Genomic DNA, 23,898 nt, shown 5'->3' on the forward strand with positions numbered 1-23,898 from the left:
CGCCCTTCCGGGGCGGGTGTTCCGGTTTTCGGGCTCCGCGCGCCCGGCCTTCGAACTCGCGCCCGCGTCGGTGCGAGGGGGTGTGGCGGGGCGTCGTGATCGGGTGGAGGGGTGCGGGTGGGGAGGGGCGGTCGATAGAATCGGAGAGATCCCTCCGGTTGTTGAAGGCAGGTTCGTTCATGGGCGACGACCACAGCTCGGCGAGGCCGTTGCGGGTCGACGCCCGGCGGAACCGGGAGCGGGTGCTGCAGATCGCCCAGGAGGCGCTGGCCAGCGACGGCCTGACGATCTCCTTCGACGAGATCGCGCGGCGGGCCGGGTTCGGGGTGGGCACCGTCTACCGGCACTTCCCGACCAAGGAGGCGCTGTTCGAGGCGGTGCTGCTGGGGCGGATCGAGCGGTTCGTGGTCGACGCCCGCGCGCTGGCCACGGCGGAGGATCCCGGGAAGGCGTTCTTCGGCTGGTTCGCCAGGGTGGTCGAGCAGGCGTCGGAGAACCAGGCGCTGTGCGACATGCTCGACAGCGGGGCCGGGATGAGGGCGTCGTTGCAGGACGATCTCGGCAGGGCCGTCGCCCGATTACTGGACCGGGCCCAGCGGGCCGGGGCGGCGCGCAGGGATCTGGCGGGGGAGGACGTGCTGGATCTGCTGCGGGGGTGCCTGGCGGCCGAGCGCAGGGCGCGGGCCAGGGCGGCGAGGGTACGGATGGCGGACGTGATCTGCGACGGGATGCGGGCGAAAGGGGCCTGAGGCAGCGACGCGCGGGGGAGACTGACCGGCCGGTCAAAGTGGTGTCGTCGTTCGTTCACGGAACGTCACCTTCGGGGCAGTTTTTCGGCCGATGGTCCTGGAAATCCCCATGTCAGAGACATCCTCGGACGCACTCGTCGAGGCCCGTCCCCTCGGATGCGCGGCGTCCGGCCGGCCCCGTTCGGAGGTAGCCACCTATGTTCGCCCTCGTCGCCGCTCTGCTGTTCGTGATCGCCCTCGTCTTCGAGATCGCCGGCCTCGCGGTCGGCAGCGTGGTCACGGTCGCCACGCTCGGCACCGCCGGGCTGCTCTGCGTCGCGCTCCACCTCATGGGTGTGGGCGCGGGGTGGAGCCCGCTCAAGAAGTGACGCCAGTGAGGGGCCGCGCGCGGAGCATCCCGCGCGCGGCTCCTCCGCGCGCGCCGGGCCGTCACGTGGCGAGGGTGAAGCGGACCTCGCGGGTCGCCGGGTCCGCCTGCGTCAGGCGTACGGTGACCTGCTCCCCGAGGGGGAGAGCGCCGTCGCAGCGGGCGATCACGGCCGGGTCGACGAGCTGCACCTGCCCGCCCCCGCGGCGCTCGTCCACGTCGATCACCATGGCCTGGAACGCCTGCCCGATCCGCTCGCGCAGCAGGAACGCCTCCACCAGGTCCACGCACGCCCGCTCCACGGCCCCGGCGCGCCGCCCGGTCGAGGCCATGACGGCGGGCAGGGCCGCCAGGCCCGCGCGGATGTCGGAGGGCACCGGCTCGCCCGCCGCGACCGCCAGGCACACCTCGGTCGCGTAGCGGTCGACCAGGCGCCGCAGCGGCGCCGTGACGTGCGCGTACGGCGCCGCCACCGCCGCGTGCTCGGCCAGCTTGGGCGGTGCGCCGTCGAAGGCCACGTAGCCCGCGCCGCGCAGCAGCACCTTGGACTCGTGCAGGAACGCCGCCTGCTGCGGGTTCTTGGGATCCAGGTCGTGCACCACGGCGCCGTAGGCGGCCCCGCCGGGCCAGGGGACCTCCAGCGCCTGGGCCACCCGGCGGACCTTCGCCAGGTCGTCGGCGTGCGGCCGGGGCAGCACGCGCAGGATGCCGATCTCGGCGTCGAGCATCATCGAGGCCGCGGCCATGCCGGTCAGCAGGGAGATCTGCGCGTTCCACGCCTCGGCGGGCAGCGGCAGCCGGAACTCCAGCCGGTAGGCGCCGTCGCCGTCCGGGACCACCTCCTGCTCGGGGGTGGGCAGGGTGACGCCGCCGCGCTCGCGTTCGAGGGCCAGTCGCAGGCGGCCGATCTCGGCCAGCAGCCCCAGGACGCCGTCGGCGGTGCCGGTGTCGACGGCCGCCTGCACATAGGCGTAGTCGAGGCGTTCGCGGCTGCGGACGAGCGCGCGCTGCACGTCGGCGCCGACCGTGCGGCCGTCGGCGTCGAGGTCGATGCGCCAGACCGCGGCCGGCCGCAGCGCGCCGGGCAGCAGGCTGGCCGCGTCCTCCGACAGGACCTTGGGGTGCAGCGGCACCTTGCCCGCGGGCAGGTAGACGGTCTCGCCCCTGGTGCGGGCCTCGGCGTCGATCGGGCCGCCCGGCCGGACGAACGCGCCGACGTCGGCGATCGCGTACCAGACGCGGTAGCCGGCGCGCAGCCGTTCGAGGTGCACGGCCTGGTCGAGGTCCATCGAGCCGGGCGGGTCGATGGTGACGAACGGAACGTCGGACATGTCCGCGGCGTCGAGCCGCGGCACCCGCGCCACCCACGCGGCCTCGTCGAGCACGGCGCGGGGGAAGTCGTCCGGCAGGTCGAGCTCCCGCCTGACGCGTTCGAACCCGTCCTCCAGCTTCAGGGGTATCTGATCGGGAACCTGAATCACGTCTGACAACTTACAGGTGGCGGGCGTTCAGGTGAGGCGCCCCTCCAGGCCGGTGATGCGCAGCAGCCGCCGCATGGACGGCGGGACGCCCGTGAGGCGCAGCGGGGTCTGCTGGCGCTGGGCGGCGTTGTGGGCGAAGACGAGGATGCCGAGCCCGGCGGCGTCGATGAAGGTCAGCCGGCTCACCTCGATGACCAGCGCGACCTGCTTGTGCGGGGCGCTGTCCGCCTCCCGCAACAGGTCGAGCAGGTGGTCGCGGAGAAGTTCGGTGGTGGCGATGTCGAGTTCGCCCGACACGCTGACGGTCAGGGTGCCGTTGCGGCGGACGGTGGTCAGGTGTAGTGGCTCCATGAATCGGCTCCGCGCTCTGTCAGGGCCGGGAACCTCCTGCCGATTGCGCGGGCCAGCCCTTGCGTTGGGCACCTGCTGCCATGATGGCGTCACTGAGAGCGACAGTGTTCGGAACCGAGTGTACATGTCTGTTCAGGACTGACCGTTGATGCGGGTGGAGAGGACTAATCCCCGGAGAAACAATTCCCGTTACCAGATGTAAGAACATCACACCATCAGCGGGGTTCGAGCCCGAGCAGGATGAGATCGCACAGGGCGGTGAAGTCGTCCTCGATGCCCGGCCGGCTCCATTCGGCTGCGTGCGCCGGGTTGTGGAAGCGGGTCGCGGCATGGAAGACGGCCCGGGCCGCGGCGGCGGGGTCGGGGGCGGCGAACTCGCCCCGCGCGAGCCCGGCGTCCACGATCTGCCTGATCTGGCCGACCAGGTCGGCGATGTGCCGGTCGACGACCTGGCTGGACTCGCTCACGAGCTTCACGTACGTGGCGAACAGCTCGGGGTCGTCGAGCGCCCGCCTGCGCTTGGAGTGGAACAGCGCGCCCAGCCATTGGCGCAGCCGCACGCCGGCCGGGGTGTCGGAGGCCGGCACGGTGGCCAGCTCGGCGTGCGACTCGTCGAGCCAGCGCTGGGTCACGGCCTCGCGCAGGGCCGTCTTGGTGGGGAAGTGCCGGTAGACGCTGCCGTGGCTGACGCCGAGCGCCCGCGCGACGTCGACGACCGTGGCCTTGGCCGGACCGTAGCGGCGCAGGACGTCCTCGGCCGCCGCGAGGATCTGGTCCGGTGTCAGGATGCCGTCTGTCACCTTTCCAATTCTGTCAGCCGCCCGGATATACACGATCCCGCGGGTCAGCTGACCGTATTTGCAGAAATTTGTGCATTCATCCGGTCGGAGCGCACTACGCTGCTACCGCTGTCAGGTACGAGCGGCATGCATGCAACGAGCGGCAAGCATTCGACGAGCGGTAAGCATGCAACGAGGGAAAGCAAACAACATCGTGTGGATCGCAGTCGTGGCGCTGGCCGCCGTTGTCGTGGGGGCGGTGGTCTGGTGGTTCCGCCGTGACCCGGCCGGCCGGGCCGCCGGTGACGCCGGCAACAGGGTCGAGGCGGACACGGACCTCGGGATCGAGGCCGAGCCCGCGTTCATGGAGGGCCTGCGGGCCTACCCGCTGCGGGTGAGCGGCACGCGGGGGGTGCTCACGACGTACGAGCCGCCCCGGCTGATCTCGCTGTACCTGCTCGCCGACGCCTTCGCGGCCAGGGGGAACGCCGCGCTGCACGATCCGCAGGGCACGGTCGTCGCCCTGATCGCGCAGCTGGCGGCCGTGGAGCGGCCCGGCGTGGTGCACCTGCGCGAGGACTGGCTGGACGGCGAGGTGGACGGCATGGACCGGGCCCGCTTCGCCGAGGCGGTGCGCGAGGCCGTGTCCGGCGAGTGCGCGTGGTCGGCCGACCCTGCCGTTGGAGCGTTGCAGATCACCGTGCGTGAGGCCAACACGATGATGCTCGACCTGGCCAGGGTGCTGGAGCTGTACCGGGAGGCCCGGGAGAAGCAGCCCGAGGCCACGGCCGGGGAGCTGCTGCGCGAGGTCATGCCGCGCCTGATCGCCGCCGGCGGGCCGGGGCTCACCTGGACGAAGCCGCCCACGCAGGGGGACCTGCGCGTCGTGCTCGGCGGCACGCCCGAGCCCGCCTGATCGCCCGCTGCGCGAAGTCGCCGCCCGCGTCGGCATGAGTGCGCACAGCGCGAAATCCCGGTTGTGCCGAAAGCTTCAGCGCCGGTGCGGCCCCTCCGGCTCCCGCCCCGGAGGAGCCGCCCCATGATCGAGGTAAGTGTCCTGGTCCGGTAGGTTCGCGGCGTAACGCCGAGCTGAACGAGGAGCCTGACTTGTCACCCCTCATCCTTTCCGCCGCGGGGGCCGCCCTGGTGCTCGACGCCTCGGGCCCCGGCCTGCCGCGCGTGCGCCACTTCGGCGCCGACCTCGGGCCCGCGACCGGCGCCGACCTGACGCCCGCGCTGGCCTCCCTCACCCCCGCGCCGCCGCTGCTGCCCGCCCAGGGAGACAGCTGGTACGGCCGGCCGGGCCTGTCGGGCGGCCGGGACGGCGAACACTGGCCGGTGCGCTGGACGCTGGACCGGCTCGACGCGGACGCGACGCCCGGGCAGGGCGGCACGGTCACCGTGGCCGCCTCCGACGCCCGCGCGGGCCTGGCGCTGGTCACCGAGCTGGCCATGGACGCCGGCGGCCTGGTGACGATGCGGCACACGCTCACGAACACCGCCGCCGACCCGTACCGGCTGGGCGGGCTGACCTGCGCGCTGCCGGTGCCGGCGCGCGCCGGCGAGCTGCTGGACTTCACCGGGCGGTGGGCGCTGGAGAAGGTGCCGCAGCGCACCGCGTTCGGGCAGGGCGTGTGGTCGCGGGAGAACCGGCGCGGCCGGACCGGGCACGACGGCACGGGGCTGCTGGTGGCCGGGACCGCGGGGTTCGGGTTCAGGGGCGGCGAGGTGTGGGCGGTGCACGCGGGCTGGAGCGGCAACCACCTCCACCACGCCGAGCGGCTGGCGGAGGGCCCGGCGCTGCTGGCGGCGGGCGAGCTGCTGGAGCCCGGCGAGATCGTGCTGGCCGAGGGGGCGAGCTACCGCACGCCGCTGGTGTACTTCACCTGGTCGCGCGACGGGCTGGACGAGGCGAGCGCCCGGCTGCACGACCACCTGCGCGCCGCCCACCCCCTGGGGGTCCGCCCGGTCACGCTGAACAACTGGGAGGCCACCTACTTCGACCACGGCCTCGACCGGCTGCTGGAGCTGGCCGGCAAGGCAGCGGCGGCCGGGATCGAACGGTTCGTGCTCGACGACGGCTGGTTCCGCCACCGCCGCCACGACCGGGCCGGGCTCGGCGACTGGTACGTCGACGAGGGCGTCTGGCCGCAGGGCCTGCACCCCCTGGCCGAGCACGTGCGCAAGCTCGGCATGCAGTTCGGGCTGTGGTTCGAGCCGGAGATGGTCAACCCGGACTCCGACCTGCTGCGCGCGCACCCCGACTGGGTCCTCGGCCAGGCCGGGCGCATGCCGCCGCCGCAGCGCAACCAGCAGGTGCTCGACCTGGCCCGGCCCGAGGCGTACGACTACCTGCTGGAGCGGCTGGACAACCTGGTCGGCGAGTACGCCCTCGACTACATCAAGTGGGACCACAACCGCGACATCGCCGAGCCGGTGCACGACGGGGTCCCCGGGGTGCACGCGCAGACGCTGGCCGCGTACCGGCTGCTGGACGAGCTGCGCGCCCGCCACCCCGGGCTGGAGATCGAGTCGTGCTCGTCGGGCGGCGCCCGCATCGACTACGGCGTCCTGGCCCGCACCGACCGGGTGTGGACGTCCGACTGCAACGACGCGCTCGACCGGCAGGCGATCCAGCGCTGGACCGGGCTGCTCGTGCCGCCGGAGCGGATGGGCAGCCACGTCGGCGCCCCGCAGGACCACAGCACGGGCCGGTCGCTGCCGCTGGCCTTCCGGGCCGCGACCGCGCTGTTCGGGCACATGGGCGTGGAGTGGGACCTGACCTCGGCGAGCCAGGCCGAGCTGGACGAGCTGGCCGAGTGGATCGCCCTGCACAAGCGGCTGCGGCCGGCGCTGCACGCCGGGCGGGTGGTGCGCGCCGACCACCCGGACCCGTCGGCGCTGCTGCACGGGGTGGTGCTGCCGGAGCGCGGGGTGTTCGCGTTCGTCCAGCTCACCTCCAGGGTCCCCATCGGGCCCGCGCCGCTGCGGCTGCCCGGGCTCGACCCCGCGGCGACGTACGAGGTGCGGGTGGCGGGCCCCAAGCCCCGCGCGGCCGGGCTGCCGGAGTGGACCTCCGGCCCGGTGCGGCTGACCGGCGCGGTCCTGGGCGAGCTGGGTCTGCCCGCCCCCGTGCTGCGGGCCGAGTCGGCGCTGGTCTTCGAGGTCGAGCGGGTTTAAGGACCCTGTGATGGGCAGGTCACGGGCGGGTCATGCGGTTAGGGCGGTTTAATGGCGCCGCAACCGCGCTGTTCGTGATCAGGAAACACGCTCCGAACACACTTGGGTGCATGAGTGATGCACCCAAGGTGGTTACCGGTAACCGGCGTTCCTGGCGGCGGGAGATCGTCGAGCTGGCCGCGCTGTTCCTCGCGGTCGGCCTGGCGCACTTGCTCGCGACCCTGCTCGGCCACCGCGAACCGGGTCCGGTCGTGCTGGTCGGGCTGGGGGTGGCGTTGATCGTCGGGGCGGCGGTGCACAAGCGGATGGGCCGCCGCCCCGCACGCAAGGTCCCCGCGCTTCCCGTGGAGGAGGGCGCGGGGTCGGCCATGGTGCTGTGGCGCATCCGCATGCGGGTGGTGGAGCGGCCGGGGCGGCTCGCCGTGGTGGCGGGCGCGTTCGGGCGGCTGGGCTGCAACATCCTGGCACTGCACATCGCGCCGACCGGCAGCAGCGCGATCACGCCCGCGGGGTGTGACGCGCTGGACGAGTTCGTCATCGAGGCGCCGCCCGGGCTGGCGCTGGAGGCGCTGGCCGGGGCGCTGACCGAGGCGGGCGGGCACGACGTCGTGATCGTGCCCGCGCAGGTGAAGGACCTCACCGATCCCGGTGTGCAGGCCCTCGTGCTGGCGCAGCGGGTGAGCGCGGACCCCGATCGGCTGCCCGAGGCGATGGGGGAGCTGCTGCGGGTCTCGCAGGTGGAGTGGCGGCGGCCGGGTGACACCGTGGACGAGGGCGCCGAGCTCAACACCACGATGGTGATCTCCGTGAATCCGGACCGGGCCCTGCTGATCCGGCGCCCCGAGCTGCCGTTCACGCCGACGGAGGCGGCCAGGGCGGCTGCCCTCACCGCCGCCGCCCGCCAGGCCCGCTACACCGCCTCCGGCTGACCCCGCCGCCCGCTGCAGCCGCTCGTGGGATGGCGCCGGAAGGCCCCGTGGGTCAGGCGGTGGACTCCTTGGCCCAGCGTTCCAGGCCGGCCGCGTCGATGGGCAGGGCGTCCGACAGGATCTCCGCCCCGTCCGGCGTGACCAGCAGGTCGTCCTCGATCCGCACCCCGACCCCGCGCAGCTCCGGCGGGACCGTCAGATCGTGGGCGTGGAAGTACAGCCCGGGCTCGACGGTGAGCGCCATCCCCGGTGCCATGACGGCCCCGTGGTAGGCCTCCGGGCGGGACTGGGCGCAGTCGTGCACGTCCAGGCCCAGGTGGTGGCCGATGCCGCAGATGAGGTAGCGGCGGTGGTGCTGGCCCTGGTCGGACAGGGCCTCGTCCACCGAGACCGGCAGCAGGCCCCAGTCGTGCAGCCCGCGCGCGATGACCTCCATGGCCGCGTGGTGGAAGTCGGTGAAGCGCCGGCCGGGGCCGACCGCCGCCAGGCCCGCCCGGTGCGCCTTCTCCACCAGGTCGTGCACCTGCCGCTGGGCGGGGGAGAAGGCGCCGGAGGCGGGGAAGGTGCGGGTGACGTCGGCGGTGTAGTGGCTGCGGACCTCCACGCCCATGTCGAGCAGCAGCAGCTCGTCCGGCAGGACCGGCCCGTCGCAGCGCACCCAGTGCAGGGTGGGGGCGTGCGGGCCGCTGCCGACGATGGTGGCGTAGCCGGGTCCGTTGCCGTACGCCCTGGCGTAGCGGTCGAACGTGCCCTGCAGCCACCGCTCGCCGGCCCCTTCGATCGCCGCCGGGACCTCGGCCAGCACGGCCGCGAAGCCCTCGACGGTCCGGTCCACGGACTCGCGCAGCTGGCCGATCTCCCACTCGTCCTTGATCATGCGCAGCTCGGCCAGCACCCGGGGCAGCTCCTTCACCGGTTCGGGCTCGTCCGTGAACTCGGCCAGCGGCCGCACCGCGACCCCGAGCGCCGCCGACCACTCGGCGAGGGATGGGGACGGGCCCACCCACAGCTCCCCGTACGCCGCGTCGGAGAAGAAGCCGGGTTCGCCTGGGCGGGCGGGCGGCGGCAGGTAGAGGGTGGCGGCGCCGCCGGAGATCACGGCCACGGCGTTCTCCACGGCGCAGCCGGTGAGCCAGTAGAAGTCGCTGTCCACGCGGAAGTCGTAGGCGGTGTCGTTGCTGCGGACCGGAGCCCGGCCCGCCTTCACCACCACGGTCCTGCCGGGCAGCGCGGCGGCCAGGCGTTCGCGGTGCGTGGCCGCCGCCTCGGCCGCCCCGGGCACGAGGTCGGGGGTGCGGGCGGGGGCGTCCCAGCCCTGGGCGATGTAGTCGACGAACGCGGGGACCTCTGTCAGCTTGGGGGGTTTGCCGTCACTCACCGGTGATTCCTCCTCCTATGTCGCGTACCAGTCCGGTCAGGCGGGCGAAGACGCGTTCCTCGCCGATGCCGTCGTGCTCGTACTCGTTGGTGACCCAGGCCTGCGTGTTGCCCACTCTGGACGCGGTGTCCAGCTGCAGGCCGGAGTCGACGTACATGTCGTCGAAGTAGACGGCCGCCGCCACCGGCACCTCGTTGGCGGCCAGGCGGTCCAGGTCGTACAGGGCCGGCCAGCCGGCGCGCTCGGCGAGCAGGTCGACGGCGGCGTGGAAGGGGCGCAGCGCGCGGATCTCCCCGAACATCCAGGGATAGATCATCTCGCCGGTGAACAGCAGCGGCCGGGCGTCCTCGGCGAAGGCGGGGTGGGCGGCGCGCTCGCGCTGCGCCGCCCAGGCGGTCGCGCCGGGGCCGGAGCCGTAGATGCTCTCCTGCAGCGCGGCGAACAGCGGGTTGTCGGCGTAGGAGGAGCGAGCCAGCACCTGGTGCAGGAACGTCTCGGGCAGTTCCCCTCCTTCCAGCAGGGCTTCGTCGAGCAGCCAGTGCATGCGCTCGTACCCCGGCTTCATGCCGAAGTCGATCCCCAGCGACTGCAGGCGCCGGACGGTGAGGGTGTCGCCGTCGGGCAGCAGCACGTCGCCGTAGGCCAGCCGGTCGGCCAGCCGGGTCACGGTCTCGACGTGGTGCGGGTAGCGGCGGTAGAACTCGGCGTTCTTGGCCGCGACCCGCGGATAGGTGCGCCGGTAGACCTCCGACGCGTCGGGGTCCAGGGACGGCAGGCCGCCCGCCACGTAGCAGGCGCTGAGGCCCTCGGGCGCCTGCGACAGGTACGTCAGCGTCAGGAAGCCGCCGTAGCTCTGCCCGAGCGTCGACCAGCGCCGCCCGCCGAAGACGGTCCTGCGCAGGTGCTCGGCGTCGGCCACGATCGAGTCAGCGCGGAAGCGGGCCAGGTAGTCGGCGCCCTCCTGCGGGTCGAGCGCGCTCATCACCCGCCCGTCGATCCGCGAGCTGCGGCCCGTGCCCCGCTGGTCGAGCAGCACCACCCGGTACGTCTCCAGCGCCCTGCCGAGCCAGCCCGCCGTGCCGACGGGACGCGGCCCCTTGCCACCTGGCCCGCCCTGCAGGAACAGCAGGCACGGCAGGTCGTCGCGGTCGCGCGCGGGGTCCACGAGCTCCCTGGCGAAGACCCTGATCGTGGCCTCGGGGTCCGACCAGTCCAGCGGCACCTCCACGACGTGGTCACGCACCCGCATCCCCGGGATCGTGTAGGTCGCGGTGATCACGGCTTCTCCCTCCTGCGGCGGTCCCACTCCGGGTTGATGCGCGGGATGGCCGCCAGCAGCGTACGCGTGTAATCGTGCCGGGGCTCGCCGAACACCTGCTCGGCGTCCCCCAGCTCGACGATCTTCCCCTTGCTCATGACCGCGACCCGCTGCGCGATCTGCCGGACGACGGCCAGGTCGTGGGCGATGAACACGTAGCTGAAGCCGCTCTCGCGCTGCAGCCGGCGCAGCAGTTCGATCACCTGGGCCTGCACCGACACGTCCAGCGCCGAGACGGCCTCGTCGCAGATCACCAGCTTGGGGTTGACGGCCAGCGCGCGGGCGATGCCGATGCGCTGCGCCTGCCCGCCGGAGAACTGCGCGGGGTAGCGCAGCGAGTGGTCGGGGTTCAGCCCGACCCGCTCCATCAGCTCCTTGGCGTGCGCCCGGCGGCCGCCGTCGGGCGGGATGCCCTGGTAGGCCAGGGGCGCCATCAGGATCCGTTCCACCGTGTGGCGGGGGTTGAGCGAGGAGAACGGGTCCTGGAAGACGACCTGGACGTTGGCGCGGAAGCGGGCCAGCGCCGCCCCCTTGGCGTGGGTGACGTCCTCGCCGTCGAACTCCAGCGTGCCCTCGCTCGGGTCCATCAGCTTGGCGATCATGCGGGCGGTGGTCGACTTGCCGCTGCCGGACTCGCCGACCACGGCCAGCGTCTCGCCCAGCCGTACCTCGAAGCTGACCTGGTCGACCGCCGTGAACTCGGCCTTGGCGCCCAGCGGGCCGCGCGAGACGAACCGCTTGGTCAGGTCCTTGGCCCGCAGCAGCGTCATGCGATCACCTCACCGTTCACTGGATCGTCGATGCGCGGGATGCTCTCCAGCAGCATCTTGGTGTAGTCGTGGCGCGGCTCGGCGAACACTTGCTCGGCCGTGCCGTACTCGACCTGCTCGCCCTGCCGCATCACCAGCACGCGGGTCGCGATCGAGCTGATCACGGCCAGGTCGTGCGTGATGAACACCATGCCCATGCCGCTGTCCTGCCGCAGCCGGGCCAGCAGCTGGAGGATCTGCGCCTGGACGGTTACGTCCAGGGCCGTGGTCGGCTCGTCGGCGATCAGCAGCGCGGGCGCGCACACCAGGGCCATCGCGATCATGACGCGCTGCCGCTGCCCGCCGGAGAACTGGTGCGGGTAGTAGTCCACCCGCCGCTCCGGTTCGGGCAGGCCCACCTCCCGCAGCGCCTCGACCGCGACCTTCCGCGCGGCCGCGCGGGGGCCGCCGCGGTGGGCGCGGTACATCTCCTCGATCTGCAGGCCGACCGTGTAGTACGGGTTCAGGGACGACAGCGGATCCTGGAAGATCATCGACATCTGGTCGCCGCGCAGCCGCCGCAGCTCCCGGTCCGGGCGGCCGAGCAGTTCCGTGCCGTCCAGCCGGATGCTCCCGCCGGCCCTGGCGCCCTTGGGCAGCAGTCCCATGACCGCCAGGCTGGTCATGGACTTGCCGGACCCGGACTCGCCGACGATCCCGACCGTCTCGTCCCGTCCGACGGTGAAGGACACGCCCTTGACCACGTCCACCGGGCCGCGCGTGGTGGGGAAGGTGACGGTGAGGTCCTCCACGACAAGCAGGTCGCTCATTTCGCCGTGATCCTCACTCTCGGGTCCAGCCTCGTGTAGACGAGGTCGATCACCACGTTCCCGACCACCACGAAGAACGCCGCCAGCAGCGTCACCGCCATGATCACCGGCTGGTCGTTCTTGGCGATGGAGTCGGCGGCCATCTTGCCCACGCCGTTCAGCCCGAACACCGTCTCGGTGATGAGCGCGCCGCCCAGCAGCGCGGCGAAGTCCATGCCGAAGATCGTGGCGATGGGCGTCAGCGCCGGGCGCAGGGCGTGCCTGCGCATGGTCAGCGCCGGGCTCAGGCCCTTGCTCCTGGCCGTGCGCATGAAGTTCTCGGCGAGGGTGTCGATCACGTTCGCCCGGGTGAGCCGGGCGTACAGGCAGGCGTAGCCGGTGGCCAGCACGATCCACGGCATCAGGTACGACTGGAACCACACGACCGGATCCTCGGCGAAGGGCACGGCCCGCGGGAAGGGCAGCACCTGCAGCTGCACCACCAGCACGTACTGCAGCGCCAGCGCCAGCACGTAGTTGGGGACGCTGGAGCCGCCCAGGGCCAGGCCCATGGCGGCGCGGTCCCACCAGGTGCCCTCCTTGACGGCGCTGAGCAGGCCGGCCGCGATCCCGATGAGCAGCCACAGCACCGCGGCCCCGATCGCGACGGTGGCGCTGACGGGCAGCCGCTCGACCACCATCTCCCACACGGACTGGTTGGTCTGGAAGCTGTAGCCCAGGCACGGGGCGGCGCAGTGCACCAGGTTCGCGCCCTCGCCGTAGTCGCGCCCGGCGAAGATGCCGAACAGGAAGCCGAAGAACTGCGTCAGCAACGGCTTGTCCAGCCCCAGCACGGTGTGGATCTGGTCGATGCGCTCGGGCGTGCACGTCTTGCCGCAGATCATCACCGCCGGGTCGGGCTGGAGGGTGAAGAAGATGATGAACGTGAACAGGCACACCAGGAAGAGGATCAGCACCACCCCGGCGAGGCGCCCGGCGAGGTAGCGCGCCATCATGAGGCATCCCCGGCGTCGAAGGCGGCCCGCAGCCGGTCGCCGAGCACCGTCAGCGACAGCACGGTGAGGAACAGGAACCCGCCGGGGATCGCGAAGTACATCGGATCGACGGAGTACCAGGAGACCGAGCCGGCGATCATCTGGCCCCACGACGGCGTCGGCGGCGCCACGCCGACGCCCAGGAACGACAGCCCCGCCTCGGTGCCGACGTAGCCGGGCACGGCCAGGGTGGTCATCACGATCAGCGAGCTGCGCAGGTTCGGCAGGATCTCCTTGAACACCAGCGCGCCCGTGGAGGCGCCCGACGCGCGGGCGGCCTCCACGAACTCCCTGTTCACCAGCGTCATCGTCTGCCCGCGCACCACCCGGGCCAGGTACGGCCAGCCGAACACGCTGATCACCACGACCAGCAGCACCGGCTTGTTGCCCTGCGGCAGCGACGACAGGATCGCGATCATGAAGATCAGCGCGGGGAAGGCCATGAGGAAGTCCATGACCCGGCAGATCACCTGGTCCACCCAACCCTGGTAGAACCCGGCCAGCATGCCCAGCACCACGCCCAGCAGGGTCGTCAGCGCCGTGGCCGAGACCGCGATCAGCAGCGAGACGCGCGCCCCGTACGCGATGCGGGCCAGGATGTCGCGGCCGTTCTGCGGCTCGACGCCCAGCAGGTGGTCGGCGCTGATCCCGCCGAGCGACCCGCGCGGCACCCCGCCCAGGTCGGTGTCGACGGCGGCGGTGTCGAAGTCGTTCGGGCCGTGGCCGGTGATCGCGCTGATCAGCGGCGCGCAGATCGCCATCAGCACGATCAGCGCGAGGAACGCGGTGCTGAGCACCGCGCCTCGGTCGCGCAGCAGCGCGCTCGTGACCCGGGCCCTCGACGTGCTCGGGGAGTAAGCGACGACGGCCATCTACTTCGTCGGCTTCGCCAGGCCGACGGAGATCAGGTCGATGCCGCCGGAGAAGGAGTTGGACTGGTAGGCGCCCGCGATGTTCGAGCCGGCCAGGAGGATGAGCTTCTCGTAGGCCAGCGGGACGATCGGCGCCTCCTTCATGATCTGCTTGTCCAGCTCGCCGTAGGCCGCGTTGGCCGCCTGCACGTCCGCCATCGCGGCGATCTCGTCGATGCGCTGGTTGATGCCCTTGTCGTTGATCTGCGCGAGGTTGGAGTTGCCCTTTTCGGTGATGTTGCGGCCGTCGAACAGCGGCGGCAGGAACGTCGCGCCGGAGGCCCAGTCGGGGCACCAGCCGGTCACGGCGGCGTCGTGCTGCTGCGCCGGCGTGCCGATGACCTCGTAGTACGTGGAGGTGTCGATGTTGTTGATCTTGACGTCGATCTTCACCTGCTTGAGCGCGTCCTGGATCGCCACCGCCACCGCGGCCATCTTCGGGTCCGGGCGGGTGTCGAGCGTCAGGGTGAACCCGTCCGCCAGGCCGGCCTCGGCCAGCAGCTTCTTGGCCTCCTCGGGGTTGTACGGGTACAGGTCGTAGTCCACCCGGCCCGCGATCGTGGGCGGCTGGATCGTGGTGCCCTTGGCGGCCAGGGCGCCGCCGCCCATGCCCGCGACCACGGTGTCCTTGTTGACCGCGTAGTTGATCGCCTGGCGCACCCGCACGTCGTTCAGGGGCTTCTTGGTGGTGTTCAGGCCCATGTAGGTGGTGCAGCCGTTGAGCCCGGACAGCGTGCGCTGCTTGATCTGCGGCGCCTGCACCCGCGCCACGGTCCCCGCCTGGATCGAGGGGCCGATGGCGTCGGCGTCGGTGCCCTGCCCGGCCAGCATGCGCTCGTCGATCGTGGCCCAGTCCAGGCCGAAGGTCCACTCGAACGCGTCCGGCTTGGCCGCCCGCACGCTGTCGGTCTCACGCTTCCACTGCGGGTTGCGCTCCAGCTTCAGCGAGGCGCCGCGCTGGTAGCCGGCCAGCTTGTACGGCCCGCTCGCGATCGGCTTGGTGTCGAACGCCGCGCCCGCCCCCGTGCCCTTGGGGAAGGGCGTGAAGTTGGCCAGCGCCAGCGCGCTCGGGAAGTCGGCGAAGGGCTTCTTCAGGTGGAAGACGACCGTCTTGTCGTCGGGCGTCTCGATCGTCTTCAGATCGCCGTCCAGGTACGGGCCCTTGTAGTCCTTCGGCGCGTCCAGGAGCAGCTTCCCGTACGGCGAGCCGATCCCGGCCTCGGGGTCGAACGTGCGCGAGAAGCCGAACTTCACGGCCTCGCTGTTGATCGGCGTGCCGTCCTCGAAGAACAGGTTGTCCTTGAGCTTGAACGTCCACGTCTTGGCGCCGTCCGACGGCGTGCCCGTGTCGGTGGCCAGGTCCGGCACGACCTTCGTGCCCTCGGCGCCCGGACCCGCGCCGAACATCGTCAGCCCCCGGTAGATGAGCCGGTAGAAGTTGTTCACTCCGCCGTCCCAGCCGCGCGCCGGGTCCAGGTGGGAGAAGTCCGCCTTGGCCAGGATGCGCACGGTGCCGCCCGTCGCGGCGGGCGCGCCCGGCCCGCCCGAGGCGCCCGTGCCGGTGCCCGTGCCCGTGGCCCCCGTGCCGCCGCCCCCGCCGCACGCGGTGAGCGCCAGGACGGTGGTCATGGTGACGCTCGCGAGCGCCGCCGATCTCCTCATGATGCCTTCTTTCCGTTGGTCCAGGGGGTCCTGACCCAGACCCGCATGGCCTGGGGGCCGCGGTTGCCCCACAGGAAGTAGGGGACGAAGGTCGCCACGACCCTCGTCTCCGGGAGCGCCTCGTGCAGAGGGAGCTCGGGGTAGAGCTCGGCGGAGGGCGGGGGAGCCGCGTCCGCCTCCAGACGCAGCACGACGGCCTCGTCGCGCCGCTCGGTGTGCGCGTTAACAACGTCGTGGGCCCCGACGAGCAGGTCGTCGACGGGGGCCTGCGGGCTGTCGTGCTGCTCGACGCAGTACACGATCGGCCCCCGGGCCAGGCTCAGCGCGCCCCTGGTGGCGTCCAGGTGGGGGTGCGAGCCGTGCGCCCGGACCGGCATGGGCAGGGTGAGGCGCACCTCGTCGCCCGGCGACCACGTGCGGTGGAGGGTGAGCCAGCCGCCGGACTCCGGCGCCCGGCAGGGCTCGCCGTTGACGGTCACTGTCACGTTCCCGGCCCAGCCGGGGACGCGCAGCACGAGCCCGTACGGCCCCTCCGGCGCCCGCTCGACGGCGATGCGCACGTCGCCGTCCCACGGGTAGGCCGTCTCCATCGCCAGGTCCAGCTCGGCCGTGCGGATCTCGGCCTGCGTGTAGGTGGTGATCAGCACGGCGCCGTCCCGCTCGGCCGCCACGTAGTCGGCGAGCTGGGCCATCCACCGCACGATGTTGGGCGGGCAGCACGGGCAGGTGAACCAGGCCCGGCGCAGCGGCTCGCCGCCGTCCTCCGAGCCGCTGCGCTGCGCGTGGTCGGGGCGGCGCTGCAGCGGGTTGTCGTAGAAGAACGCCGTGCCCTCGGCCGACAGGCCCACGGCGTAGGCGTTGTAGAGCACGCGCTCGAACACGTCGAGGTACTTCGCGGCGCCGCTGGCCAGGAACATCCGCCAGGCCCACTGCATGACGCCGATGGCCGCGCAGGTCTCGGTGTAGGCGCGCTCGGAGGGCAGCTCGTACCGGTCGCCGATCGCCTCGTCGGAGTGGCGGCTGCCCAGGCCGCCGGTGACGTACAGCTTGGTCGCCACCATGTCGTCCCAGAGCCGCTCCAGCGTCTCGAACAGCGACCGGTCGCCGGTCTCCAGGAAGACGTCGGCCGCGCCCGCCGCCAGGTAGGCCATGCGCACCGCGTGGCCGGTCACCGACGGCAGCTCGCGCAGCGGCACGTGGTCCTGGAAGTACTCGGCGGGGAAGATGCGGTGCTCCATCTGTCCCGTGCCCCTGCGGTCGACGAACGCCGCCGCCAGCGTCAGGTAGCGGCGCTCGCCCGTCTCCCGGTAGAGCTCGACCAGCGCCATCTCCACCTCGGGATGGCCGCAGACCCCCGACTGCCCGAACCGGTCCGCCGCCAGGTCGGCGAAGCGCGTGGCCACCCGCAGCAGCCGGTCGTCGCCCATCCGCCGGTTCGCGGCGACGGCCGCCTGGATGAGGTGGCCCAGGTTGTACAGCTCGTGCCCCCAGGCCAGGTCCTCCCACGGTTTCTTGGCCGCCTCGGGGTCCTGGAAGAAGGAGTTGAGATAACCGTCGCCGGCCTGGACCCGCTCCAGCAGGCCGACCACCTCGTCGAAGAACTCCCTGGCCGAGGTGTCGCCGTCGCCGAGCTCGTACGCCAGACCTTCGAGGGTCTTGTAGAGGTCGGTGTCGAGGAACGGGTACCGGCCCCGGTAGGGGGCGGGGTCGTCCTCCAGGAGGCGGCTCAGGTTGGCGACGTTGCCCGCCGCCCGGAGCTGCTCGATGGTGTGCGGGATCGTGGCCCTGCTGTTGCGGCGCTGCCAGTCATGGAGCAGACCGCCGGTGATACGAATCCCTGACAGCGGCCTTACAGCCCCGGCGGCGGTGCGTACGGCGCCGTCCAGGGGCCTGACCTGCTTGGACGTCATGAACCTTCCCAGTAATGTGTGGCATTGCACTGAACCTTAGGTGTCTGGGAGGTAAGTTGCCAAGGGTTGGGGCCGGATGGAAAAAAGAACGTAACCCGTCCGGAAACCACCGGACGGGTCAGATCATGGCGCTCAGGCGCCGTACGGAGCCGGGCGCCAGGACGCCCAGTCGATGCGCACCCGGTCGCGCCGCTGCTGGTCCACCTTGACCGGCACCACCGCGCCGGGCACGACCATGCCCATGGGCAGGCGCGGCAGCGACTGCCGGTGCGTGACCCGGTGCACCTGCCCGCCCGGCAGTCGCACGCCGAGGACGAAGCTGACGAGCGGCTGCCCGTTGATCGTCACGCCGGTGTCGGCCATCGACTCGATCACCGCCTGCGCGGCGATGCCGGTGGCGAGGAGTTGCCGGCCGTTCCGCGCGGCGATGAGGAACGGCAGCCCGACGCACGCCAGGATCAGCATCGTCGCTCCCGTGATCGCCACTGACATCCACAGTCCCGTGCCCATCGTTTCCCTGCCCTCTCCCCGCCCGCCGGAGGCGTTTCTCCCGATCTGCCGGATGCCGTTGTACGCGGGCCGGATTGCACGCCGCTTGAGCGCCGATTACACAGAGGACCGGGCGGGGTCTCGGCAGGTGACGATCGGCTCGTATGTGCTGACAAAAATTGAAATCTGTCAGTCCAACTGGCATGCTGACCGTATGAGAACTCTGGGAACCGGTGGACCCGCCGTGTCCGACCTCGGGCTGGGCTGCATGGGCATGTCCGACTTCTACGGGCCGGCCGACACGTCCGAGTCCATCGCCACCATCCACGCCGCCCTCGACGCCGGCATCACGCTGCTCGACACCGGCGACTTCTACGGCATGGGCCACAACGAGCTGCTCATCCGCCAGGCGCTCGAAGGCCGCTCGCGCGACGACGTCCTGATCAGCGTGAAGTTCGGGGCGCAGCGCGACCACGACGGCAACTGGCTCGGCTACGACGGCCGGCCCGCGGCGGTCAAGACCTCGCTCGCCTACACCCTGCGGCGCCTGGGCACCGACCACGTGGACGTCTACCGGATCGCGCGGGTCGATCCGGACGTGCCGATCGAGGAGACCGTCGGCGCCATCGCCGAGGAGGTCGCGAAGGGGCGCGTGCGGCACGTCGGGCTGTCCGAGGCCGGGGCCGAGACCATCCGGCGGGCCCACGCCGTCCACCCGATCGCCGACGTGCAGCTCGAATACTCGCTGCTGTCCAGGGGGATCGAGCGGGACGTCCTGCCCGCCTGCCGCGAGCTGGGCGTCGGCGTGACCGCGTACGGCGTGCTGTCCAGGGGCCTGCTCAGCGGTCACTGGTCCAAGGACCGCGAGCTGGGCGCCGGCGACTTCCGCGCCGTCAGCCCGCGCTTCTCCGGCGACAACCTGGCGCACAACCTCACGCTGGTGGCCGCGCTGCGGGCGCTCGCCGAGGCCAAGGGGGTCACGGTCGCGCAGCTGGCCGTCGCCTGGGTGCTGGCCCGGGGCGAGGACATCGTCCCGCTCGTCGGGGCGCGGCGGCGCGAGCGGCTGGCCGAGGCCCTGGGCGCTCTGGAGGTGCGGCTGTCCGCCGAGGACCTGGCGGCCGTCGAGGCGGCCGTCCCCGAGGGGGCCGCCGCCGGTGCCAGGTACGCCGAGGCGCAGATGTCCATGCTCGACAGCGAACGCTGACCGTCCGGCGCGGAAGGAAGGTCTCGAACGCGGGTCTTGTGGTGATGTGACGGCGCTAGGGTTGCGCGCGTGCATATCGACGAATGGTTGCAGGCGATCCCGGCCGGCTGGCTGTACGCGATGGTCGCGCTGGTGATCGGGTTCGAGAGCCTCGGCATTCCGCTGCCCGGTGAGATCGTGCTGGTCAGCGCCTCGATCCTGGCCTCCAAAGGCGTGGTGCACCCCTTCTGGGTCGGCGCGTTCGCCAGCGCCGGGGCCATCCTGGGCGACTCCGCCGGGTACGCGATCGGGCGCAGGGGCGGCGCGCCCCTGTTCGACCGGCTCGGGCGGCGCTTCCCCAAGCATTTCGGGCCGCGGCACGTCGCCAAGGCCGAGGGGTACTTCCAGCGGTTCGGGGTGTGGGCGGTCTTCGTCGGGCGGTTCATCGCGCTGCTGCGCATCCTGGCCGGGCCGCTGGCGGGGGCGCTGCGGATGCCGTACTGGAAGTTCGCCGTCGCCAACGTGCTCGGCGGGATCGTGTGGGCGGGCGGCACCACCGCGGTGATCTTCTATCTCGGGCTCGTCGCCGAGAAGTGGCTGAAGGGCTTCTCGTGGGTGGGGCTGGTGGTGGCCGTGGTGTTCGGGATCTGCACCACGCTCTACCTGAAGCGGCGGGCCGCCTCAGCGCTCGATGAGGGTGACCTCGAGGGAGTAGTGCGAGGCCCGGTAGACGTGTGAGCCGTGCTCGACGGCCCTGCCCTGGTCGTCGTACGTGGTGCGGATCATGGTCAGCAGCGGCGCGCCCCGGCGCTCCTCCAGCAGCCTGGCCTCGGCCTGGGTGGCGGCCCGCGCGCCGATCCGCTGGTTGGCCACCCGCATCCGCACGCCCGCGCCGCGCAGCAGCTCGTACAGGCCCCGGCTCTCCAGGTCGGCGGCGGTGAGCTGGGCCAGGCCGAGCGGCAGCCAGTTGTGCAGCAGCGCCAGGGGCTCCCCGGCCGCGAAGCGCACGCGCTCGAGATAGAGGACCTCCGTGCCCGCCTCCACGCTCAGGATCTGGGCCACCTCCTCGTCGACCGGGCGCGGCTCCAGCGCCAGCACCTGCGTGGCCGGCTCCTGGCCTGACCTGCGCAGGTCGTCGTAGAGGCTCGTCAGCTCCACCGAGCGCTTGACCTGCCCGTGGACGACCTGGGTGCCGACGCCGCGCTTGCGCACGAGCAGGCCCTTGTCCACGAGATACTGGATCGCCTGGCGGATCGTGGGCCGCGACAGGCCCAGCTTGTCGGCCAGCAGGATCTCGTTGTCCAGCCGGGCGCCGGGCGCCAGGTCACCTCGCCGGATGGCCTCGGCGATCTGCTCGGCCACCTGGAAGTAGAGCGGCACCGGGCTGGACCGGTCCAGGTCGATGGCGAGGTTCGCGGTCATGCCGATCAGCTTAACCCAGGTCAGAATGTCCTGACAAATGACAAAGGCCGTGCGGAGTGGGCATAGAGGGTCCTGATGACTTTTCCCCTGCTTCAGGAGTGAAGATGGACGTGACGCACCTGCTGGACATCGCCACCGAGGCGGCCCGGGCCGCCGGGCCCCGGCTGCGCAAGGCCTTCAGGTCCCGGCCCGAGGTGTCCACCAAACGCGACTTCCACGACCCCGTGACCGAGCACGACCGCGCCGCCGAGGAGGCCATCCGCGCGGTCATCGCCGCCCGCGCGCCCGAGAGCGTGATCGTCGGCGAGGAGGCCGGCACGACCGGGTCCGGCGACCTCGTCTGGTACATCGACCCCATCGACGGCACCGCCAACTTCGCCGCCGGGCTGCCGTTCTTCTGCGTGTCCGTCGCCGTGGCCGCGCGCGGGGAGCTGGTCGCCGGCGTGGTGTACGACCCCGTACGCGAGGACGAGTTCAGCGCCTCCGCCGAGGGCGCCTGGTGCAACGGCGCGCCGCTGAAGAGCGCGGGAGCCTCCCGGGACCGGGAGGCGATGCTGCTGTCGAGCTATCCGACGCCCGCGGACCTGGAGGCGGACGGCGAGGCGGCGCTGCGCCGCTACGGCCGGTTCCTGGAGTCCTTCTCGGCCGTGCGCAAGCCGGGCAGCGCGGCGCTCAAGCTCGCGCACGTCGCCGCCGGCTGGTCGGACGCCGCGTACGGCACCCGCGCCCACCCCTGGGACGTGGCCGCGGGGGCCCTGCTGGTGCGCCAGGCGGGCGGCGTCTACCTCGGCGACCCGCTGCGGCAGGGGGCCTACCTGGCGCATGTGGGCGGCTTCGACCTGGCCGGCTCCGTGCTGGCAGAGCTGGCGCCCCGGTGAGGCGAGCCGAGGCCGGGCCCCGGGTGGCGCTAGTGGAGGAGTCGCGGGAGCTCGGCCAGTGAGGTGATGCGGGGGAAGCCGGCGGGCGGTGGCTCGACCCCGAGCCGGTCGAGCCAGACCGAGCGCATGCCGGTCGCCGCCGGCCCCGTCACGTCATTGCCCACGTCGTCGCCCACCAGCAGCACCTGCTCCGGCGCCAGCCCGAGCGCCGCGGCGGCCCCCGTGTAGGAGGCGGGCGACGGCTTGAAGTGGCCGCCCAGCGTCTCGCCCGTCAGCACCGGCCCGACCGCGCCGGTGAGCCCGATCGCGCGGATCTTCGCCTCCTGCATCTGCTGCACCCCGTTCGTCAGCACCCCGAGCGCGAACCCGCCCAGCTCCGCCACCGCCCCCGCCGCGTCCGGGTAGGCGATCCAGCCCTGCCGGTAGCGTTCGCCGAAGTCGGCGTAGGCGGCGTCGAGGTCGCCGGGCACCGGCACGGCCAGCTCCCGGCAGAGCGCGCTCAGGCGGCGGCGCCGCTGCTCCTGCACGGTGCACTCGCCCGCCTGCCACATCGCCAGGTACACCGCCTCCAGGCCGGCCCAGAGCGCGCACACCTCGTCCAGGCGCGGGTGGCCGGGGGAGTGCGCTGTCACCCACCCGATGATCGCGGCGTCGGCGGCGCTCCGGTGGTCGAACAGGGTGCCGTCGAGGTCGAACAGGACGCCCTTGACGCCCGGCATGGGTCTCGCGGTCACGGCGTGGCTCCGGTGATGGGTGCGGTCAGGAGAGGGTCGCGGCGGCGATGCGGGCGGCCGTCTCCCGAGGAGGGTATCCGAGGGTGAGACCGCGCACCGACAGCGGCGCCTGCGCGAAGCGGGCCTCGCCGTTCTCGCTGAGGATGTAGCGCAGCGCGGGGGAGTGGCCGCGGTGCGCCTCCAGCGCCGCCACCTCCGGCTCGGCCAGCTCCGGCGGCAGCGCGCCGCGGTAGTCGGCGATCAGCGCGTCCAGGTCGAACAGCTGCGCGTAGCGCTCCGCCGTGCCCGCCACGACCCTGATCAGCCCGTCCGCCGGCTCGGCGTGGTAGACGAGGCCCGTGCCGCCGCTCTTGGCGAACCAGCGCAGCGCCTCGGCGGCGGGCAGGGTGAACGCCCCGTACGGCTTGCGCCCGTACAGCAGGGCGTCGGCGATCCACCGGTCGCACCACAGCTCGTCGTGGTACGGCGCCGGGGCCCGCGGGTCGACGGCCAGCCCCTGGGCCAGCACCGGGTTCCAGGCCGACACCAGCGGGCTGGTGAAACGCGGCATGCGCGGCCCGTTCCAGTGGCTGAGCGCGTAGCCGTACCAGATGGTGACGACCTCGACCCGCCGGTCGGGAAGGGGCCGCTCGTAGGTGCCGTTCATGATCTGGCCGCCGTCGGGGTGCCGCCAGGGGCCTGGGGCGACGGTCGTGCCTGCGGGGACGGGAGGAGTCCGGTAGTCGGGATGCAGTGTCCACGCGTGTCCAGCACGTCGGCTCGCCACAGTCCCTGCCCCCTCGGGTGCCAGACCACTTGAGTGGCCATCGTGCAACAGCCGTAATCGAGTTGCAATAGAGCAGGGCCGAACGCTGATTTTTGTCATCGGCGACCGTGACGTACGTATTTGGTCAGTGCTGTTGCCGGTAATCCCCGGCCCGGCGCACGTGGTCGATCATGATGCGTTCCGCGGCCTCGGCGTCGCCGGACTCCAGCGCGGCCAGGATGCCCTCGTGCGCTTCGAGCTGGGCCCGCACCTGGGCCTCGTCCAGCCACAGCGACGCCTCGGCGGGCACCGGGAAGCTGTTGCGCACCGACCTGGCGTGCGCGGCCAGGAAGGCCGGGCCGCCGATGTCCACGATGCGCAGGTGGAACCGCCTGCTCTGCTCCCCGAGCCGGTCGTGCCTGCCGTGCGCGGCGTCCTCGACCATCGAGGCGTGCAGGTCGCGCAGCCCGGCCAGCTCCTCCGGGGTGATGCGGCCGGCCGCCAGGCGCGCGCCCAGGCCCTCGACCACCGCGCGCAGGCCGTAGTACTCGGCGACGGCCTCGTCTCCCAGGTCCACGACGGTCGCGCCGTGATGCGCCTCGTAGCTGATCAGCCGGTCCTTCTCCAGCCTGCGCAGCGCCTCGCGCACGGGGGTGACCGACACACCCAGCCGGCGGGCCACCTCCCCGGCCCGCAGCGCCGTGCCGCCCGGGATCCGCGCGGTGCGGATCTCGTCGAGCAGCACGCTGTAGACGTACTCGGCCTTGCTCATCGGCGGCCGGGGCTCCGTAGGCGACATGTCCCCAAGTTTCTCGTAGA

24 protein-coding genes are annotated in these 23,898 nt (G+C 72.3%); 8 read left to right on the forward strand and 16 right to left on the reverse strand.

Features of this window, described 5'->3' with window-relative positions; all coding sequences use genetic code 11:
* Positions 1-179 precede the first annotated feature (179 nt).
* The gene (locus ACIBQ1_RS46575; protein ID WP_397287713.1) at positions 180-749 is read left to right on the forward strand and encodes a TetR/AcrR family transcriptional regulator; all 570 of its coding nucleotides are present in this window, start codon (positions 180-182) and stop codon (positions 747-749) included.
* A gap of 197 nt (positions 750-946) precedes the next feature.
* Complete coding sequence (locus ACIBQ1_RS46580) at positions 947-1,117, forward strand: hypothetical protein (RefSeq protein WP_397287715.1); 171 nt, start codon at positions 947-949, stop codon at positions 1,115-1,117.
* 61 nt (positions 1,118-1,178) lie between these two features.
* Here the strand turns inward: ACIBQ1_RS46580 and ACIBQ1_RS46585 are convergent, their stop codons facing one another.
* The 3 genes from ACIBQ1_RS46585 to ACIBQ1_RS46595 form a co-directional block, all read right to left on the reverse strand.
* Positions 1,179-2,597, reverse strand: a complete 1,419-nt coding sequence (locus tag ACIBQ1_RS46585) for an RNB domain-containing ribonuclease (RefSeq protein ID WP_397287717.1) — start codon at positions 2,595-2,597, stop codon at positions 1,179-1,181.
* Between the two features lie 27 nt (positions 2,598-2,624).
* Positions 2,625-2,948: an STAS domain-containing protein gene (locus ACIBQ1_RS46590; protein ID WP_397287719.1), complete on the reverse strand. Its 324-nt coding sequence runs from the start codon at positions 2,946-2,948 to the stop codon at positions 2,625-2,627.
* A gap of 215 nt (positions 2,949-3,163) precedes the next feature.
* Positions 3,164-3,748, reverse strand: coding sequence for a TetR/AcrR family transcriptional regulator (locus ACIBQ1_RS46595; protein ID WP_397287721.1), 585 nt, complete (start codon positions 3,746-3,748; stop codon positions 3,164-3,166).
* A gap of 193 nt (positions 3,749-3,941) precedes the next feature.
* On the opposite strand from ACIBQ1_RS46595, the gene ACIBQ1_RS46600 reads away from it, so the two are divergent.
* The 3 genes from ACIBQ1_RS46600 to ACIBQ1_RS46610 all read left to right on the forward strand — a co-directional run bounded on the left by ACIBQ1_RS46600 (position 3,942) and on the right by ACIBQ1_RS46610 (position 7,836).
* Positions 3,942-4,643 carry a hypothetical protein gene (locus ACIBQ1_RS46600; RefSeq protein WP_397287723.1) on the forward strand — a complete coding sequence of 234 codons (702 nt, stop codon included), beginning with the start codon at positions 3,942-3,944 and terminating at the stop codon, positions 4,641-4,643.
* Positions 4,644-4,834: 191 nt separating this feature from the next.
* Positions 4,835-6,907 carry an alpha-galactosidase gene (locus ACIBQ1_RS46605; RefSeq protein ID WP_397287725.1) on the forward strand — a complete coding sequence of 691 codons (2,073 nt, stop codon included), beginning with the start codon at positions 4,835-4,837 and terminating at the stop codon, positions 6,905-6,907.
* A gap of 110 nt (positions 6,908-7,017) precedes the next feature.
* Complete coding sequence (locus ACIBQ1_RS46610; RefSeq protein WP_397287727.1) at positions 7,018-7,836, forward strand: hypothetical protein; 819 nt, start codon at positions 7,018-7,020, stop codon at positions 7,834-7,836.
* A 52-nt stretch (positions 7,837-7,888) separates the two neighbouring features.
* On the opposite strand, the gene ACIBQ1_RS46615 is transcribed toward ACIBQ1_RS46610, so the two are convergent.
* The 9 genes from ACIBQ1_RS46615 to ACIBQ1_RS46655 all read right to left on the reverse strand — a co-directional run bounded on the left by ACIBQ1_RS46615 (position 7,889) and on the right by ACIBQ1_RS46655 (position 18,120).
* The gene (locus ACIBQ1_RS46615) at positions 7,889-9,214 is read right to left on the reverse strand and encodes an aminopeptidase P family protein (RefSeq protein ID WP_397287729.1); all 1,326 of its coding nucleotides are present in this window, start codon (positions 9,212-9,214) and stop codon (positions 7,889-7,891) included.
* Positions 9,207-10,493: an alpha/beta fold hydrolase gene (locus ACIBQ1_RS46620; protein WP_397287731.1), complete on the reverse strand. Its 1,287-nt coding sequence runs from the start codon at positions 10,491-10,493 to the stop codon at positions 9,207-9,209. Before ACIBQ1_RS46620 ends, ACIBQ1_RS46615 begins: the two co-directional genes overlap by 8 nt.
* Positions 10,490-11,302: an ATP-binding cassette domain-containing protein gene (locus ACIBQ1_RS46625; RefSeq protein ID WP_397287733.1), complete on the reverse strand. Its 813-nt coding sequence runs from the start codon at positions 11,300-11,302 to the stop codon at positions 10,490-10,492. The genes ACIBQ1_RS46620 and ACIBQ1_RS46625 overlap by 4 nt, the downstream gene beginning before the upstream one ends.
* A complete protein-coding gene (locus ACIBQ1_RS46630) occupies positions 11,299-12,111 on the reverse strand; it encodes an ABC transporter ATP-binding protein (RefSeq protein ID WP_397287735.1) in 813 nt (270 codons plus the stop codon). Before ACIBQ1_RS46630 ends, ACIBQ1_RS46625 begins: the two co-directional genes overlap by 4 nt.
* Positions 12,108-13,106: an ABC transporter permease gene (locus ACIBQ1_RS46635; protein ID WP_397287737.1), complete on the reverse strand. Its 999-nt coding sequence runs from the start codon at positions 13,104-13,106 to the stop codon at positions 12,108-12,110. Before ACIBQ1_RS46635 ends, ACIBQ1_RS46630 begins: the two co-directional genes overlap by 4 nt.
* The gene (locus ACIBQ1_RS46640; protein ID WP_397287739.1) at positions 13,103-14,017 is read right to left on the reverse strand and encodes an ABC transporter permease; all 915 of its coding nucleotides are present in this window, start codon (positions 14,015-14,017) and stop codon (positions 13,103-13,105) included. Before ACIBQ1_RS46640 ends, ACIBQ1_RS46635 begins: the two co-directional genes overlap by 4 nt.
* Entirely contained in the window at positions 14,018-15,718 is a 1,701-nt protein-coding gene (locus ACIBQ1_RS46645) for an ABC transporter substrate-binding protein (RefSeq protein WP_397287741.1), read from the reverse strand.
* Complete coding sequence (locus tag ACIBQ1_RS46650; protein ID WP_397287743.1) at positions 15,715-17,628, reverse strand: glycoside hydrolase family 127 protein; 1,914 nt, start codon at positions 17,626-17,628, stop codon at positions 15,715-15,717. Before ACIBQ1_RS46650 ends, ACIBQ1_RS46645 begins: the two co-directional genes overlap by 4 nt.
* 132 nt (positions 17,629-17,760) lie before the next feature.
* Positions 17,761-18,120, reverse strand: a complete 360-nt coding sequence (locus tag ACIBQ1_RS46655) for a hypothetical protein (protein ID WP_397287745.1) — start codon at positions 18,118-18,120, stop codon at positions 17,761-17,763.
* Positions 18,121-18,331: 211 nt separating this feature from the next.
* Here ACIBQ1_RS46655 and ACIBQ1_RS46660 point away from each other — a divergent pair, with 211 nt between their 5' ends.
* A complete protein-coding gene (locus ACIBQ1_RS46660; protein WP_397287747.1) occupies positions 18,332-19,321 on the forward strand; it encodes an aldo/keto reductase in 990 nt (329 codons plus the stop codon).
* 69 nt (positions 19,322-19,390) lie between these two features.
* Positions 19,391-20,038 carry a DedA family protein gene (locus tag ACIBQ1_RS46665; RefSeq protein WP_397287749.1) on the forward strand — a complete coding sequence of 216 codons (648 nt, stop codon included), beginning with the start codon at positions 19,391-19,393 and terminating at the stop codon, positions 20,036-20,038.
* Here ACIBQ1_RS46665 and ACIBQ1_RS46670 read toward each other — a convergent pair.
* The gene (locus ACIBQ1_RS46670) at positions 19,982-20,722 is read right to left on the reverse strand and encodes a GntR family transcriptional regulator (RefSeq protein ID WP_397287751.1); all 741 of its coding nucleotides are present in this window, start codon (positions 20,720-20,722) and stop codon (positions 19,982-19,984) included. The two genes, ACIBQ1_RS46665 and ACIBQ1_RS46670, sit on opposite strands and share 57 nt — an antisense overlap.
* Positions 20,723-20,826: 104 nt before the next feature.
* Between ACIBQ1_RS46670 and ACIBQ1_RS46675 the strand changes: the two genes are divergently transcribed.
* On the forward strand, positions 20,827-21,600 hold the full coding sequence (locus ACIBQ1_RS46675) for an inositol monophosphatase family protein (protein WP_397287753.1): 774 nt from the start codon (positions 20,827-20,829) through the stop codon (positions 21,598-21,600).
* Positions 21,601-21,629: 29 nt separating this feature from the next.
* Here ACIBQ1_RS46675 and ACIBQ1_RS46680 read toward each other — a convergent pair whose 3' ends face one another.
* The 3 genes from ACIBQ1_RS46680 to ACIBQ1_RS46690 all read right to left on the reverse strand — a co-directional run bounded on the left by ACIBQ1_RS46680 (position 21,630) and on the right by ACIBQ1_RS46690 (position 23,878).
* The gene (locus ACIBQ1_RS46680) at positions 21,630-22,334 is read right to left on the reverse strand and encodes an HAD family hydrolase (protein ID WP_397287755.1); all 705 of its coding nucleotides are present in this window, start codon (positions 22,332-22,334) and stop codon (positions 21,630-21,632) included.
* 25 nt (positions 22,335-22,359) lie between these two features.
* Positions 22,360-23,100 (reverse strand): hypothetical protein, encoded by a 741-nt coding sequence (locus ACIBQ1_RS46685; RefSeq protein ID WP_397287757.1) that lies wholly within the window; start codon positions 23,098-23,100, stop codon positions 22,360-22,362.
* 124 nt (positions 23,101-23,224) lie between these two features.
* Positions 23,225-23,878 carry a GntR family transcriptional regulator gene (locus tag ACIBQ1_RS46690; RefSeq protein ID WP_397287759.1) on the reverse strand — a complete coding sequence of 218 codons (654 nt, stop codon included), beginning with the start codon at positions 23,876-23,878 and terminating at the stop codon, positions 23,225-23,227.
* Between the last annotated feature and the right edge of the window lie 20 nt (positions 23,879-23,898).

Origin of the sequence: Nonomuraea sp. NPDC050153 (assembly GCF_044460125.1) — a bacterium.
Taxonomy (GTDB): Bacteria; Actinomycetota; Actinomycetes; order Streptosporangiales; family Streptosporangiaceae; genus Nonomuraea.

Bases quoted from the DNA above. Each gene is read 5' to 3' on its own strand.
- ACIBQ1_RS46650 (WP_397287743.1), bottom strand. From the start codon at position 17,628: ATGACGTCCAAGCAGGTCAGGCCCCTGGACGGCGCCGTACGCACCGCC.
- ACIBQ1_RS46670 (WP_397287751.1), bottom strand. From the start codon at position 20,722: ATGACCGCGAACCTCGCCATCGACCTGGACCGGTCCAGCCCGGTGCCG.
- ACIBQ1_RS46610 (WP_397287727.1), top strand. From the start codon at position 7,018: ATGAGTGATGCACCCAAGGTGGTTACCGGTAACCGGCGTTCCTGGCGG.
- ACIBQ1_RS46690 (WP_397287759.1), bottom strand. From the start codon at position 23,878: ATGTCGCCTACGGAGCCCCGGCCGCCGATGAGCAAGGCCGAGTACGTC.
- ACIBQ1_RS46580 (WP_397287715.1), top strand. From the start codon at position 947: ATGTTCGCCCTCGTCGCCGCTCTGCTGTTCGTGATCGCCCTCGTCTTC.
- ACIBQ1_RS46675 (WP_397287753.1), top strand. From the start codon at position 20,827: ATGGACGTGACGCACCTGCTGGACATCGCCACCGAGGCGGCCCGGGCC.
- ACIBQ1_RS46645 (WP_397287741.1), bottom strand. From the start codon at position 15,718: ATGAGGAGATCGGCGGCGCTCGCGAGCGTCACCATGACCACCGTCCTG.
- ACIBQ1_RS46590 (WP_397287719.1), bottom strand. From the start codon at position 2,948: ATGGAGCCACTACACCTGACCACCGTCCGCCGCAACGGCACCCTGACC.
- ACIBQ1_RS46630 (WP_397287735.1), bottom strand. From the start codon at position 12,111: ATGAGCGACCTGCTTGTCGTGGAGGACCTCACCGTCACCTTCCCCACC.
- ACIBQ1_RS46635 (WP_397287737.1), bottom strand. From the start codon at position 13,106: ATGATGGCGCGCTACCTCGCCGGGCGCCTCGCCGGGGTGGTGCTGATC.
- ACIBQ1_RS46625 (WP_397287733.1), bottom strand. From the start codon at position 11,302: ATGACGCTGCTGCGGGCCAAGGACCTGACCAAGCGGTTCGTCTCGCGC.
- ACIBQ1_RS46575 (WP_397287713.1), top strand. From the start codon at position 180: ATGGGCGACGACCACAGCTCGGCGAGGCCGTTGCGGGTCGACGCCCGG.
- ACIBQ1_RS46660 (WP_397287747.1), top strand. From the start codon at position 18,332: ATGAGAACTCTGGGAACCGGTGGACCCGCCGTGTCCGACCTCGGGCTG.
- ACIBQ1_RS46640 (WP_397287739.1), bottom strand. From the start codon at position 14,017: ATGGCCGTCGTCGCTTACTCCCCGAGCACGTCGAGGGCCCGGGTCACG.
- ACIBQ1_RS46655 (WP_397287745.1), bottom strand. From the start codon at position 18,120: ATGTCAGTGGCGATCACGGGAGCGACGATGCTGATCCTGGCGTGCGTC.